The sequence below is a fragment of the Luteimonas cucumeris genome (assembly GCF_007830035.1).
GTDB lineage: Bacteria > Pseudomonadota > Gammaproteobacteria > Xanthomonadales > Xanthomonadaceae > Luteimonas_C > Luteimonas_C cucumeris.
This window is the reverse complement of the sequence record NZ_VLKN01000010.1, coordinates 32,789-47,386: the sequence shown is the minus strand read 5'-3', so window position 1 is coordinate 47,386 and position 14,598 is coordinate 32,789. Positions and strand designations below refer to the sequence as shown.

Below are 14,598 nucleotides of genomic sequence, written 5' to 3'. Positions count from 1 at the left end.
GTTCGGATCTGCTTTCGTTGCTAGCGAGCTTCTTGTTTTCGCTTGAAATCAGATCGCCGCGTTTGTGTGTCTTTCGCGGTCTGCAATTTCTTTGACTTTAGCAGCGGCTATTGGCTGTTGGCACGAACCACCAGCGACCCGAGCCACTCCATAGACCCGGAGGGCGGCGGCCATGGATGGCCGCCGTTTTCCGACCGAGCCATGGATGGCGAGTCGAAAAATCTACGAGGGCTCCAAGCCGCTACGTGAGCCTTGATCGGGGAAGACCCTTTTCTTTGGTTACTTTCTTTTGGGTCAGCAAAAGAAAGTGACCCGCACGCGCAGCGGGCGGAAGCTCCGGGTTTGGCAGCAAGCGCTGCGAAACATGCTCCGCCATACAACAGCAAGAGCTAAGTCACTGGACCCCCGCCTTCGCGGGGATGACCGCCTAAGGGCGACAGCGCGCTCGCTGCGGGCATCCTCTCCTCGCACGCGGGGAGAGGAAACAGCACGGAATCAGGTCTTGGCCGGCTCCTCGCTGTAGCGCTTGGTCATCCACCACTGCTGCAGCAGACCCAATGCACCATTGGTGACCCAGTACAGCACCAGACCGGCCGGGAAGAACGCGAACATCACACCGAACACCACCGGCATCCACTGCATCATCTTCTGCTGCATCGGATCCATGCCTGGCGCCACCGGGGTCAGCTTCTGCGTGGCCCACATCACGGCGAGGTTGATCGCCGGCAGGATGAAGAACGGATCGCGCGCGGTGAGGTCGTGGATCCACAGGATCCACGGCGCGTGGCGCAGTTCGACCGATTCCGACAGCATCCAGTACAGCGCCAGGAACACCGGCATCTGCAGCAGGATCGGCAGGCAGCCGCCGACCGGATTGATCTTCTCTTTCTTGTAAAGCTCCATCATCGCCATCTGGAACTTCTGCTTGTCGTCGCCGTAGCGCTCCTTGAGCTGGGCGATGCGCGGCTGGAACTTGCGCATCTTGGCCATCGACTTGTACTGCGCCGCCGACAGCGGATACATCGCCAGCTTGATCAGCACCACCAGGCCGACGATCGCCCAGCCCCAGTTGCCGAACACGCCATAGAGCTTGGCCAACACCCAGAACAGCCAACCGGCCAGCGTCGCCATCAGGCTGTAGCTGCTGAAGTCGACCGCGCGCTCCAGCCCCGGCACCTGCTGCGCCTCGATCTGGCTGACCAGTTTCGGACCGACCCACAACCGCGCCTCGGTGCTGACCTGGCTGCCCGGGGCAACGGTGAAAGCGGGGCCCTTGGCCTCGATCGTGTAGCGGCCGTTGGCCTGGTTGAGGCCGAACAACGCCGCCTGATCGGGCTGCGGGATCCATGCGGCGAAATAGTGATGCTGCAGCATGGCCAGCCAGCCGCCGGTCACTTCCTTGTTGAGCGGGCCGTCGTCGACGAAATCATCGAACTTGCGCTTCTCGTATTTGTCCTGCGGGCTGAACCAGGCGGCGCCCTGGAAACTGTACTGTTCGGCGCTGGTCGGGCCGCTGCGCTGCAACGCGCGCGGCACGCGTTCGAGCTGGCGGTAGACGTAGCCCTGCCACGGCGTGCTGCCGGTGTTGCTCACTTCATCGCGCACCTTGACCGTGTACAGGCCACGGGTGAACACATAGGTGCGACGGATGCTGATGCCGTTCGGGCCGTGCCACACGAACGGTACCTCGAGCGTGTCCTGGCCCGCGGCGAGCGCGAATTCGCGCTTGTCGCCCTCGGGCACGAACACCGCACGCTGCGCGGGATCCTGCGCATTGATCCAGCCGCTACTGACCGCGAAATAACGGGCGGCGTCCGAATCGAGCAGGCGTACCGGCGCGCTTTTTTCGTCGGCGGTGCTGGGATGCTTCAACAGGTCGGCGACGTGCAGGGTGCCGCCGTCCATGCTCAGCTTGAGCACGTCGGTGCGGACCGTGACGGTCGGCGCGGCGCTGGTCATCGCCGGTGCGGCGGCCGCTGTCGCCTGGCCCGGCACCGACGCGAGCGGAATCGCGCCCGGCGCGGTGGCCGTGGGCGCAGTGGCACCGGGCACGATCGCCACCGGCGTGGCCGGAGCGCTGGACGCAGCCTGCTCCTTGCCCCATTCCATCCACAACAGGGTCGCCACCATCAGCCAGGCGAAGATCAGGAAAACGCGGGTCTGGTTCATCAGGCAGCGGCAGGCTCAGCCAGCATCGGAAGCCGGCATCGGATCGTGGGTGGGGACATCTGGATTGCTGTTGCAGGTAGCGGCGGCATTTGCCGCGCTGCGCATTGTGCCGGGCGAGGCCGCGGGAGTCGACTGTCGCGGCAGCGCACCGACCCGCTGCAGCAAGGCCTGCATCGCCGCGGCCAGTGCCGCCGGAGAGGCCTGCGCCGCGGCGGCGCGGGCCACGAAGACATAGTCGCCGCCGGCCAGATCGGCCCGCAGCAGGCGGAATTGCTGGCGCAGCGCGCGTTTGATGCGGTTGCGGACGACCGCGCGGCGATCGACCTTGCGCGATACCGCCAGGCCCAGGCGCGCGGCAGCATCGCCGCGCCGCCAATGCAGGCCGAACAAGGGGTCGTGATGGCGTTGTCCGGACTTGAATGCGGCGTCGTAGTCCGACGCTGCCGTCAGGCGTGCGCTACGCGGAAAGCGGGCACACGTGGGCATCGTTGCAAGCACCGGCCGAGGCGGCCGGCAGGAAGCAATCAGGCCGTGAGGACCTTGCGGCCCTTGGCGCGGCGACGGGCCAGGATCTTGCGGCCGTCGGCGGTCGCCATGCGGGCACGGAAGCCGTGGTCGCGCTTGCGCTTGAGGTTGCTGGGCTGATAGGTGCGCTTGGTGGCCATGAGCGTGGCGGCTTTCGGTGGAAAAGACCGGCAAGGATAGCGGCTTGCCCGGCCGCCGGTCAAATCCTGGCCGCCTGCCGGTCCTCGTTGCCTGGCCTGCGCGGCACCCGTTTCCGGAATCCGCCGTGCGACCAGCGGCGCTTGCTGCAGGTGCGCGACTGGGGGTGCGGTGATAGTCTGCCCGCATCCCGGTTTCGACTTCCTCTCGCGACGTCCTGCGTCGTGCGGCCAGCCTTTCGAATGACCTTTATTCCGAATCTCGATGCCTGGCCGCGCTGCCTGGAACGCCTGGAAGCCGAACTGCCGGCCGAAGAGGTCCACACCTGGCTCAAGCCCTTGCAGGCGACCCGTCGCAACGAGGCGCTGGTGCTGTTCGCGCCGAACGCCTTCGTCGTCGAACAGGTCCGCGACCGATACCTGGGCCGCATCCGCGAACTGCTGGCGCACTATGCCGGTTCGCCCGAGGTCAGCCTGGAAATCGGCGCGCTGAAACGCGCGCCGGCGCCCAGTGCGGCATCGCCAGTCGCCGCGCCGCGACCGATCGAACCGTTCCACGGCAACCTCGACAGCCACTACACCTTCGACAATTTCGTCGAGGGCCGCAGCAACCAGTTGGGCCGCGCCGCCGCATGGCAGGCGGCGACGCGACCGGGCGACCGTTCCCACAATCCGCTGCTGCTGTACGGCGGCACCGGCCTGGGCAAGACCCACCTGATGTTCGCCGCCGGCAATGCCATGTGCGCGGCCAATCCGGCGACGCGGGTGATGTACCTGCGCAGCGAGCAGTTCTTCAGCGCGATGATGAAGGCGCTGCAGGAAAAGGCGATGGACGGATTCAAGCGCCAGTTCCAGCAGGTCGACGCGCTGCTGATCGACGACATCCAGTTCTTCGCCGGCAAGGATCGTACCCAGGAGGAGTTCTTCCACACGTTCAACGCGCTGTTCGATGGCAGGCAGCAGATCATCCTGACCTGCGACCGCTATCCGCGCGAGGTCGAAGGGCTCGAACCGCGGCTGAAATCACGCCTGGCCTGGGGCTTGTCGGTAGCGATCGAACCGCCGGACTTCGAGACGCGCGCCCAGATCGTGCTGTCCAAGGCGCGCGAACGCGGCACCATGATCCCCGAGGACGTCGCGTTCCTGATCGCCAAGAAGATGCGCAGCAACGTGCGCGACCTGGAGGGCGCGCTCAACACGCTGGCTGCGCGCGCCAATTTCACCGGCCGCAGCATCACCGTCGAGTTCGCCCAGGAAACCCTGCGCGACTTGCTGCGCGCGCAGCAGCAGGCGATCGGCATCCCCAACATCCAGAAGACCGTGGCAGACTACTACGGCCTGCAATTGAAGGATCTGTTGTCGAAGCGGCGGACGCGTTCGCTGGCCCGGCCGCGCCAGGTGGCAATGGCGCTGGCCAAGGAGCTGACCGAACACAGCCTGCCGGAAATCGGCGACGCCTTCGCCGGCCGCGATCACACCACCGTGTTGCACGCCTGTCGCCAGGTGCGCGGCCTGATGGAGACCGACGGCAAGCTGCATGAGGACTGGGACAAGCTGATCCGCAAGCTCAGCGAATGAGCGCGCGGCTGCCGGTTCGAGCCAGGACCGGACGCCGCAAAGCCAGTGAACAACTGAGCTCGAGGCTTGTGGATAACTCGGGGACGACTCGCACCACGGAATTTATCCACAGCTTGTGCAGGTCTGACCACCGGCCTTGTCAGCAGGGTTTACTATCCGAATAAAGTTATACAGATCAAATAGTTGAACGTGTTACCCACAGAATTCAGCGACACCATCACCACCAGCTTTTAAGTTATTTCATCCATTCAGAGCCAGAGCACAAGGGATCGGGCCGCATGCGCTTCAGTCTGCAACGCGAAGTCTTGCTCAAGCCGTTGGCGCAGGTCGTCAACGTGGTCGAACGCCGGCAGACCCTGCCCGTTCTCGCCAACCTGCTGGTGCAGGTCAACAACGGCCAGCTGTCGCTGACCGGTACCGACCTGGAGGTCGAGATGATCGCGCGGGTCGCGGTCGACGACGCCCAAGACGGTGAGATCACCGTGCCGGCGCGCAAGTGGTTCGAGATCGTCCGCGCCCTGCCCGACGGCAGCAAGGTCACCGTCAGCCAGTCCGGCGACAAGATCACGGTGCAGGCCGGCCGCAGCCGCTTCACCCTGGCCAGCCTGCCGGCCAATGATTTCCCGTCGATCGACGAAGTCGAAGCGACCGAGCGCGTGCAGGTGCCGGAGGCGGCGCTGAAGGAACTGATCGAGCGCACCGCATTCGCGATGGCGCAGCAGGACGTGCGTTATTACCTCAATGGCCTGTTGTTCGACCTCAGCGACAAGATCCTGCGCTGCGTGGCGACCGACGGTCACCGCCTGGCGTTGTGCGAAGCGCCTCTGGACGGCGGTGGCGGCAAGCGCCAGATCATCGTGCCGCGCAAGGGCGTGCAGGAACTGCAGCGCCTGCTCGAAGGCGGCGATCGCACGCTGGAGCTGGAACTGGGCCGCAGCCATATCCGGGTCAAGCGCGACGATGTCACCTTCACCTCCAAACTGATCGATGGCCGCTTCCCCGACTACGAGGCGGTGATACCGATCGGCGCCGACCGTGAGGTCAAGGTCGATCGCGAGGCCTTGCGTGCCTCGCTGCAGCGTGCCGCGATCCTGTCCAACGAGAAGTACCGCGGTGTCCGTGTCGAGGTCTCGCCGGGGCAGCTGAAGATCAACGCCCATAACCCGGAACAGGAAGAGGCGCAGGAAGAAGTCGAGGCCGATACCAAGGTCGATGGCCTGGCGATCGGCTTCAACGTCAACTACCTGCTCGATGCCCTGTCCGCGCTGCGCGACGAGCACGTGGTGATCGCGCTGCGCGATGCGAATTCGTCGGCTCTGGTGCGCGAAGCCAGCAACGAGCGCTGCCGCCATGTGGTGATGCCGCTGCGGCTGTAATGGATGCCATGAAGATCTCTGTGCCTGGGCTCGGCCATCGTCGGCTGAACTGGGCGAAACGACAGTTCCACGTGAAACCTCGCCGCCCGGTTCCTGCCGGGCGGTGTCGTTTGGGCGCCCCATGCGTCTGACCCGTCTCGACATTCGCGATCTGCGGCAATTGGCGCCCTTATCGATCCAGCCCGGCCCACGCGTGAACTGGATCATTGGCGACAACGGTGCCGGCAAGACCAGCCTGCTCGAGGCCATCCACCTGCTTGCCTACGGTCGCAGCTTTCGCGGCCCGGTCCGTGACGGCCTGATTCGCAGCGGTGCTATGGATCTGGAGGTGTTCGCGGAATGGCTGGAAGCCGCACAGCGCCCACGCCGGGTCGGCTTGCGTCATAGCGGACAAGGCTGGGAAGGCCGCCTGGACGGGGCGCCAGCGGCGTCCCTGGGCGAGTTATGTGCCGCGCTAGCGGTCGTGACCTTCGAACCCGGCAGCCACGCCCTGGTGTCCGGCGGAGGCGAGCCACGCCGTCGCTGGCTGGATTGGGGGTTGTTCCACGTGGAACAGGACTTTCTGCCGCTGTGGCGACGCTACGCACGTGCCCTCAAACAGCGCAATGCCCTGCTCAAAAGCCGCCCCCACGCCGACCAGCTTGAAGCCTGGGAGCACGAACTCGCCGAGGCCGGGGAGCCGCTGACGTCGCGGCGCGAGGCCTATCTGGAGCGCCTGCAGCCACAGGTGGCCACGGTCGCGGCCGAACTGGTGCCCGTGCTCGGCACGGCAACCCTGCAGTTCCTGCCCGGCTGGCGCCGCCAGGACGTGCCGCTGGCCGATGCCCTGCTGCTGGCGCGGGAGCGGGATTTGGCACTGGGCTATACCTCGGTCGGCCCGCACCGGGCTGACTGGCGCATCGACTATGCCGCTCGCCCGAACCGCGAAGCCCTGTCGCGCGGCCAGGCCAAGCTGACCGCGCTGGCTTGCCTGCTGGCTCAGGCTGAAGACTATGCCGGACAACGGGGCGAATGGCCGGTCGTGGCGCTGGACGACCTGGCCTCCGAGCTGGACCGCGCCCATCAGCAGCAGTTGCTGGGCCGGCTGCAGGCCAGTGGCGCCCAGGTTTTCATTACCGGGACCGAGCGTCCCTCCGAGCTGGCGGCAGACGCCGATACGATCTGGTTCCACGTGGAACACGGACGAATCACCCAGGTGTAGTCCCGGATAAAGCGCGGTACACCGGACCCGAAGCCTCTGGATGCGCTTCGCCCATCCAGGCTACGCAAAGGGTCAAATGCTATAATTCCCGGAGCAATCCCCTATAGCTAATGTGTCGCGATGCCGGTCCACGCGCCCGCGTCGCGGGAGCGCGCGAAAAGCATGTCAGAAACGACCGACAGCACCATCCCGAACACCCCGAACCAGAACTACGACTCCAGCAAGATCACCGTATTGCGCGGCCTCGAGGCCGTCCGCAAGCGGCCCGGCATGTACATCGGCGATGTGCATGACGGCACCGGTCTGCACCATATGGTGTTCGAAGTCGTCGACAACGCGATCGACGAAGCGCTCGCCGGCCATGCCGACGACGTGATCGTGCGGATCCTGGAAGATGGTTCGGTGGGCGTCTACGACAACGGCCGCGGCATTCCGGTCGATACGCACAAGGAAGAGGGCGTTTCCGCGGCCGAAGTGATCATGACCGTGCTGCACGCCGGCGGTAAGTTCGACGACAACAGCTACAAGGTATCCGGCGGCCTGCATGGTGTCGGCGTATCCGTCGTCAACGCGCTGTCCGAGCACCTGTGGCTGGAAGTGTGGCGCGACGGTTACCACTGGCAGCAGGAGTACGCGCTGGGCGAGCCGCTGTATCCGTTGAAGCAACTTGAAACGTCCGACAAGCGCGGCACGCTGCTGCGCTTCAAGCCGGCGGCGGAAATCTTCACCGACGTCGAATTCCACTACGACATCCTGGCCAAGCGCCTGCGCGAACTGTCGTTCCTCAATTCCGGGGTCAAGATCACCCTGATCGACGAACGCGGCGAAGGCCGCCAGGACGTGTTCCAGTACGAGGGCGGCATCGCCTCCTTCGTCGAGCACCTGGCACAGCTGAAGACGCCGCTGCATCCGAACGTGATCTCGGTGACCGGCGAGCAGAACGGCATCACCGTCGATGTCGCGCTGCAGTGGACGGATGCCTACCAGGAAACGATGTTCTGCTTCACCAACAACATCCCGCAGAAGGATGGCGGCACCCACCTGATCGGTTTCCGCGCCGCGCTGACGCGCACGCTGAGCAACTACATCGAACAGAACGGCATCGCCAAGCAGGCCAAGATCACGCTGTCCGGCGACGACATGCGCGAGGGCATGATCGCGGTGCTGTCGGTGAAGGTGCCGGACCCGAGCTTCTCCAGCCAGACCAAGGAGAAGCTGGTCAGTTCCGAGGTAAGGCCGGTAGTTGAGAGCACGTTCGGTGCACGTTTGGAGGAGTTCCTGCAGGAACACCCCCACGAGGCCCGTGCCATCGCCGGCAAGATCGTCGACGCCGCCCGCGCCCGCGAGGCCGCGCGCAAGGCCCGCGACCTGACCCGACGCAAGGGCGCGCTGGATATCGCCGGCCTGCCCGGCAAGCTCGCCGACTGCCAGGAAAAGGATCCGGCGCTGTCGGAGCTGTTCATCGTCGAGGGCGATTCGGCCGGCGGCTCGGCCAAGCAGGGCCGCAACCGCAAGAACCAGGCGGTGCTGCCGTTGCGCGGCAAGATCCTCAACGTCGAGCGTGCGCGCTTCGACCGCATGCTTGCTTCGGCTGAAGTCGGCACGCTGATCACTGCGCTGGGCACCGGCATCGGCAAGGACGAATACAACCCGGACAAGCTGCGTTACCACCGCATCATCATCATGACCGACGCCGACGTCGACGGCTCGCACATCCGCACGTTGCTGCTGACCTTCTTCTATCGGCAGATGCCGGAGCTGATCGAGCGCGGCCACGTCTACATCGGCCTGCCGCCGCTGTACAAGCTGAAGCAGGGCAAGCAGGAGTTGTACCTGAAGGACGATGCCGCGCTCAATGCGTATCTCGCCGGCAATGCGGTTGAGAATGCGTCGCTGATACCGGCGGACGGTGAGCCGGCGATCACCGGACCGGCCTTGGAAAAACTGTTGCTGGCCTATGCCGGCGCGCGTGAGGCGATCGCGCGCAACGCGCATCGCTACGATCCGGCCGTGCTGGAGTCGCTGATCGACTTCACCCCGCTGGACACCGCGCATCTGGCGGCGAATACCGACGAGCGCCACGAACTGGATGCGCTGGAGGCGCGGCTCAATCGCGGCGGCATCGGTGGTCCGCGTTACACGCTGACCCTGCAGGCCGCGCGCGACGATCGTCCGGCGGCATTGCTGGTGACGCGCCGGCACATGGGCGAGGAGTTCGTGCAGGTGTTGTCGCTGTCGGCGTTCGACGGCGGCGAGTTGCGCCCGTTGCGCGAGGCGGCGGCGTTGCTGCACGGACTGATCCGCGAGGGCGCGCAGGTCGTGCGAGGCGGCCGGTCGCAACCGGTGTCCAGCTTCGCCGAAGTACAGGCCTGGTTGCTGGAAGAAGCCAAGAAGGGCCGCAGCATCCAGCGCTTCAAGGGCTTGGGCGAGATGAATCCCGAACAGCTGTGGGACACCACCGTCAATCCCGACACGCGGCGCCTGCTGCAGGTACGGATCGAGGATGCGGTCGCCGCCGATCAGATCTTCAGCACGCTGATGGGTGACGTGGTCGAACCGCGACGCGAATTCATCGAGGACAATGCGCTGAAGGTGGCCAACCTCGACGTCTGACCAGGGCGTCCCGCACCAGGCGGGACGCTTGCATCGCCTCCCGCGCCGGTTGACGCGCCCTTCAGCTTGACCGGCTTAAAAAAGTCCCATTCATCTCGTCGGAGACACGCCATGAAAGCATCGTGGGTGGCGCTGGCCATCGCCGGCCTCGTGACCGCCTGTGCGACGACGACGTCGCCGACCGGGCGCACGCAGATGGTCGGCGCGGTGTCGCAGCAGGAACTCAACCAGCTCGGCGCGCAGGCCTTCAGCGAGGCCAAGAGCAAGGGGCCGTTGAGCAGGGACGCGCGCCAGAACGCCTACGTGCGCTGTGTGGTGGATGCGATCACGCGGCAGCTGCCGCCGGGTGCGCAGACGGGTTGGGAAAGCGCGCTGTTCGCCAACAGCGAACCCAATGCCTTCGCGCTGCCGGGCGGCAAGGTCGGCGTCAACACCGGTATCTTCACCGTCGCGCGTAACCAGGACCAGCTGGCGGCGGTGATCGCGCACGAGATCGGACACGTCGTGGCTCGCCATCACGACGAGCGCATCACCCGACAGATGGGCGCGCAGGGCGCGCTGTCGGTCCTCGGCGCGCTGGCTGGCGCGCGTTATGGCCAAGGCGCCGGCGAAGCGGCCGTGCAGGGAGGCAGTGTGCTGGCACAGACCGGCTTCCTGCTGCCCGGCTCGCGCGAGCAGGAGACCGAAGCCGACGTGGTCGGCCAGCAGTTGATGGCACAGGCCGGTTTCGATCCGCGCCAGGCGGTGAACCTGTGGCAGAACATGATCACCGCCGGCGGCAGTCGTCCACCGCAGTGGCTGTCGACCCATCCCGATCCGCAGGCGCGCATCGCCGAGTTGCAGCAGCGTTCCGCGCAACTGGTGCCGACCTACGAGCAGGCGCGCGCGGCCGGCCGCCGTCCCAGCTGCGGTTGACGCGACCAAAGTCCAATGACCGGCCTGCAGCAATTTGCGACTTTTGAAGGTCTGTTCTGTTAGCGTGGCCGCCCCCGGCATCCACGCCCTATCTTTCCACCGCCGCTACCGTCGGCAACCGTCTTCGAGGTGCATCGATGAAAACCCGTTCATTCGCCCAGCAGCCGCTCGTGCTCGCACTGACCGCAGTGTTGTCGATGGCCGTCATGGCGCCGGTCTACGCGCAGCAAGATTACGGCAATGTCGGCAGTACCAGCATGCGTGCCCAACGTGACAAGCGTAAGGCCGAACTCAACAAGACCGAGGACAAGCAGGATGGCCAGAGCGCTGCCGCCGGCGCGCCGCTGTTCCCCAACGCCACCCGCGCCCAGCCCGAGGCCAAGGCCAGCAGCAAGGCCCTGAAGTCGCTGCAGGACGCGCAGGAACTGTACGAAAAGCAGGACTACGCCGCGGTCGTCGCCAAGGCCGAGGAAATCGCGACCAAGCCCGACGCCAACGCCTACGAGAAAGGTTTCGCCTATCAACTCGCCGGCAGCGCTTCAGCCGACCAGGGCAACGATGCCAAAGCTGCCGAATATTTCCAGAAGGCGCTCGACAGCAACGGTCTGGACAACAACAGCCACTACCAGGTGATGAGCAATTTGGCGGCGGTGCAGTTCGGGCTGCAACAGTACGACCCGGCGTTGAAGACGCTGGACCGGTTTCTCGCCGAAACCAAGTCGACCGACGTGAAATACCAGACCATGCGCGGCAGCATCCTCGCCAGCATGGGGCGCAATGCCGAAGCCGCCCAGCTGTACAAGGATCTGCTTGCCCAGCATCCGGATGACAAGAAGATCCTCATGAACGCGGTGGCCTCCCTGCAGCAGGCCGACCAGTACGACCAGGCCAATGCGCTGCTTGGCGAGGCTTACAAGAAGGGCCAATTGACTGAGGCGCGCGAGTACAAAGCGCTGTATGCCGGTTACCTGAATTCCGACAAGTGGAAAGAAGCGGTGCCGGTGATCGACGCAGGCGTCGCGAAGGGCCTGTTGCCGCAGGATGCCGAGCTGGCCAAGGCCTACATGATCGTCGCGCAGAAAGCCTACGCCGCCGACGATGTCAAGACCGCCGAAGCGATGTATGCCAAGGCCGCGCCGATCGCCGCCGATGGCGAGGCGTACCTGAATCTGGCCAAGGTTTACGGCTTCCAGGGCAAGAAGGCCGAGGCCAAGGCAGCGGCGCAAAAGGCCTTGGATAAAGGCGTCAAAGATCCGGCGCAGGCCAGCTCCCTGCTCAAATAGAGTAAGGATTTCATTAAGCGCGGAATCGATTGGAACGAGCCCGCTAGATTGGTATAAGCTTAGGGGTTCATGCGGCCAACCTGCTGCATGAACACCAAAAACTGATCCGCGGCGCTGCGGCGCCCGAGCCCACTGCAGAGCCCCGCATGATCGAACGCCTCGCCCGCCACGAGAACCAAGACGACAGCGAACCAGGACTCAACTGGCCACGCGTCGCCGGCATCACCTTGGCGATCGCCATCCATGCCGCGGCACTGCTGCTGCTGTTGGCGCCCATCACGCCGCCGCCGCAGGAAGACGAACGCGACAGCCGCGTCGACGTGACGTTCATCGAACCGCCACCACCACCGCCGCCTCCGCCGCCTCCGCCGCCGGAACCGCCGAAGCCGACTCCGATCAAGGAGCTGTCGCCGCCGCGTCCATCGCCGGTACCACCGCCGCCGGAAGCACCGCCGATACTCGTCGACGAAGCGCGCGCCAGCGACGTGCAGGCGCCGCCACCGGCACCGCCCGCGCCGCCCGCGCCGGTCGCCTCGATGGAAGCCAGCGTCGATATTTCGTCGAAGAACATGAACCCGCCGAAATATCCGCCGGAAGAACAGCGCCGCAACATCCAAGGCACTGTGGTATTGGTGATTACCGTCGACGCCAACGGCAACGCCACCGACGTCGAGGTCGAGCAATCCAGCGGCAACCGCAATCTCGACCGCGCTGCGGTTCAGGCCGCCAAGCGCTGGCGCTTCAATCCGGCATCGCAGGGCGGACAGAATGTATCGGGCCGTGTCCGCGTGCCGGTCGAATTCAAACTCGGCTGACGCAAATGCTGCCGGTTGAGGTAAGCGGTACCCAGTTCCATCCAGAAAACAGAAACAGCGTCATCCACTCCTTCCACGACATTCAAAGGTAAGCGTCATGCTGCAGGAAACCACCGCCGCCGCTGCGTCCGGCAACAACAACGCCGCGGCACTACAGCAAATGAGCTTCGGCCATCTGCTCCAGAACTTCGACGCCGTCGGCTGGGTCGTGTTCATCACTCTCGCCCTGATGTCGGTGATGTCGGTCTACTGGATCGTCATGAACGTCATCAAGAACATGCGCCTGCGCGGCCGCGCCGATCGTGTGGTCAGTACGTTCTGGGAAACCCCGAACGCGCAGGACGCGATCCGCTTCATGGAAGAGCAGCCCAAGGGCGAGCCCTTCTCGAAGATCGCGCTCGATGCCGCCCAGGCCGCCGCGCACCACCAGCGCCATGAAGGCTCGCGCCTGGTCGAGTCGCTGAACCGCTCCGAATTCGTCGATCGCGCGCTGCGCCAGGGCGTGACCCGCGAGTCGATGCGCCTGGAGAGCGGCCTGACGGTGCTCGCCACGGTCGGTTCGACCGCGCCGTTCGTCGGCCTGCTCGGCACCGTGTGGGGCATCTACCACGCCCTGATCGCGATCGGTTCCAGCGGCGACGCATCGATCAGCGCAGTGGCAGGTCCGGTCGGCGAGGCGCTGATCATGACTGCTATCGGCTTGTTCGTGGCGATCCCGGCGGTGCTGGCGTACAACTTCTTCGTGCGCCTGAACCGCGTCACCAACAACAAGTTCGATACGTTCGCGCATGACCTGCACGACTTCTTCGCAACCGGCGCGCGCGTCGGCGAGTCCACGGCCCGTCGCTAAGCGACGGTCCGACGGCAGAAAGTAGGAGCAGCGAAATGGCCTTCAGTGCAGGCGACAACACCGGCGGCCCGATGGCCGAAATCAACGTCACGCCCCTGGTGGACGTGATGCTGGTGCTGTTGATCATCTTCATGATCACCACGCCGTTGATGAGCAACAAGACGCAGATCACGCTGCCGCAGGTGAACCTCGTCAACAAAGAGAAAGCCAAGCTGAAGGCGACGCCGATCCAGCTTTCGGTCAAGGAGGACGGCTCGCTGTTCTGGAACGACGAGCCGATCACCCGCGACATCCTCGAAAGCCGCCTGTCCAGCGCCGCCCAGCAGCAGCCGCAACCGCCGCTCAACCTGCGCGGCGATGCCACCACCAAGATGCGCACGATCAACGAGATCACCAAGATCGCGCAGGCGCAGGGCATGCTGGATATCGGCTACGTGGCCACCAAAGAAAAGAATCGTTGACCGGAGACTAGAGCCATGGCATTTGCATCCAATTCCGGTGGCGGTCCAATGGCCGATATCAACGTCACGCCGCTGGTCGACGTGATGCTGGTGTTGCTGATCATCTTCATGGTGACCATGCCGATCCAGTCGTTCCCGATCAAGGTCGACCTGCCGCAGAAGACCGACAAGCCGCTGGAGAATCCAAAGGAACCGCCGGAGCCGATCCGCCTGCGCATCGACGCATCCAACCAGGTGTACTGGAACGATTCGCCGACGCCGGTCACCGCGTTGCAGAACATGATGAAGGCCGAAGTCGAACGTGATCCGACCAACCAGCCGACGCTGGAGATCGACACCAACGACGACGCCGAATACGAAGTGCTGGCCAAGGTGCTCGCAGCCGCCAAGAACGCCGACATGATCAAGATCGGCTTCGTGCAGAAGAGCCAGTAAGCAATATCGCGACAAGCCGGCCCCGGCCGGTGCGCTTACCTGAAACAGTGGAATTCAAGCCGCCCGCAAGGGCGGCTTTTTTTTTTGCGCATTGCCACCACATTGCACGGCAATATCCAGACGCATGCCTTTCAGAGCAGAGCTCGCTCCGCTGTTTCGCCTCGCAAAACCGGTGTAACGAAGCAAGCTCGCTCCACAAAGGGAACTACTTCGAGGCCGATGGTGGCTCTGCAGTGGCAA

13 protein-coding genes are annotated in these 14,598 nt (G+C 64.8%); 10 read left to right on the top strand and 3 right to left on the bottom strand.

Features of this window, described 5'->3' with window-relative positions:
• Nucleotides 1-495: 495 nt before the first annotated feature.
• Genes yidC through rpmH form a run of 3 tightly spaced genes read right to left on the bottom strand, consistent with a single transcriptional unit; the run spans nucleotide 496 to nucleotide 2,834 of the window.
• Nucleotides 496-2,169, bottom strand: coding sequence for a membrane protein insertase YidC (gene yidC / locus IP90_RS15605; RefSeq protein ID WP_144900592.1), 1,674 nt, complete (start codon nucleotides 2,167-2,169; stop codon nucleotides 496-498).
• Between the two features lie 15 nt (nucleotides 2,170-2,184).
• Nucleotides 2,185-2,655, bottom strand: coding sequence for a ribonuclease P protein component (gene rnpA, locus IP90_RS15600; protein WP_144900591.1), 471 nt, complete (start codon nucleotides 2,653-2,655; stop codon nucleotides 2,185-2,187).
• Nucleotides 2,656-2,693: 38 nt separating this feature from the next.
• Entirely contained in the window at nucleotides 2,694-2,834 is a 141-nt protein-coding gene (gene rpmH, locus IP90_RS15595; protein ID WP_144900590.1) for a 50S ribosomal protein L34, read from the bottom strand.
• Nucleotides 2,835-3,074: 240 nt separating this feature from the next.
• Between rpmH and dnaA the strand changes: the two genes are divergently transcribed.
• The 10 genes from dnaA (at nucleotide 3,075) to IP90_RS15545 (ending at nucleotide 14,358) form a co-directional block, all read left to right on the top strand.
• A complete protein-coding gene (gene dnaA / locus IP90_RS15590) occupies nucleotides 3,075-4,409 on the top strand; it encodes a chromosomal replication initiator protein DnaA (protein ID WP_144900589.1) in 1,335 nt (444 codons plus the stop codon).
• 278 nt (nucleotides 4,410-4,687) lie between these two features.
• Entirely contained in the window at nucleotides 4,688-5,785 is a 1,098-nt protein-coding gene (dnaN, locus tag IP90_RS15585) for a DNA polymerase III subunit beta (RefSeq protein ID WP_144900588.1), read from the top strand.
• A gap of 121 nt (nucleotides 5,786-5,906) precedes the next feature.
• Nucleotides 5,907-6,986 carry a DNA replication/repair protein RecF gene (gene recF, locus IP90_RS15580; protein WP_144900587.1) on the top strand — a complete coding sequence of 360 codons (1,080 nt, stop codon included), beginning with the start codon at nucleotides 5,907-5,909 and terminating at the stop codon, nucleotides 6,984-6,986.
• A gap of 162 nt (nucleotides 6,987-7,148) precedes the next feature.
• Nucleotides 7,149-9,599, top strand: a complete 2,451-nt coding sequence (gene gyrB, locus IP90_RS15575) for a DNA topoisomerase (ATP-hydrolyzing) subunit B (RefSeq protein WP_144900586.1) — start codon at nucleotides 7,149-7,151, stop codon at nucleotides 9,597-9,599.
• Between the two features lie 111 nt (nucleotides 9,600-9,710).
• Nucleotides 9,711-10,514 carry a M48 family metallopeptidase gene (locus tag IP90_RS15570; protein WP_144900585.1) on the top strand — a complete coding sequence of 268 codons (804 nt, stop codon included), beginning with the start codon at nucleotides 9,711-9,713 and terminating at the stop codon, nucleotides 10,512-10,514.
• A gap of 137 nt (nucleotides 10,515-10,651) precedes the next feature.
• Entirely contained in the window at nucleotides 10,652-11,797 is a 1,146-nt protein-coding gene (locus tag IP90_RS15565; protein ID WP_144900584.1) for a tetratricopeptide repeat protein, read from the top strand.
• Nucleotides 11,798-11,943: 146 nt separating this feature from the next.
• The gene (locus IP90_RS15560) at nucleotides 11,944-12,612 is read left to right on the top strand and encodes an energy transducer TonB (protein ID WP_144900583.1); all 669 of its coding nucleotides are present in this window, start codon (nucleotides 11,944-11,946) and stop codon (nucleotides 12,610-12,612) included.
• Between the two features lie 97 nt (nucleotides 12,613-12,709).
• Complete coding sequence (locus IP90_RS15555; RefSeq protein ID WP_144900582.1) at nucleotides 12,710-13,462, top strand: MotA/TolQ/ExbB proton channel family protein; 753 nt, start codon at nucleotides 12,710-12,712, stop codon at nucleotides 13,460-13,462.
• A gap of 35 nt (nucleotides 13,463-13,497) precedes the next feature.
• A complete protein-coding gene (locus IP90_RS15550) occupies nucleotides 13,498-13,923 on the top strand; it encodes an ExbD/TolR family protein (RefSeq protein WP_144900581.1) in 426 nt (141 codons plus the stop codon).
• Nucleotides 13,924-13,938: 15 nt separating this feature from the next.
• Entirely contained in the window at nucleotides 13,939-14,358 is a 420-nt protein-coding gene (locus IP90_RS15545; protein ID WP_144900580.1) for an ExbD/TolR family protein, read from the top strand.
• Nucleotides 14,359-14,598 lie beyond the last annotated feature (240 nt).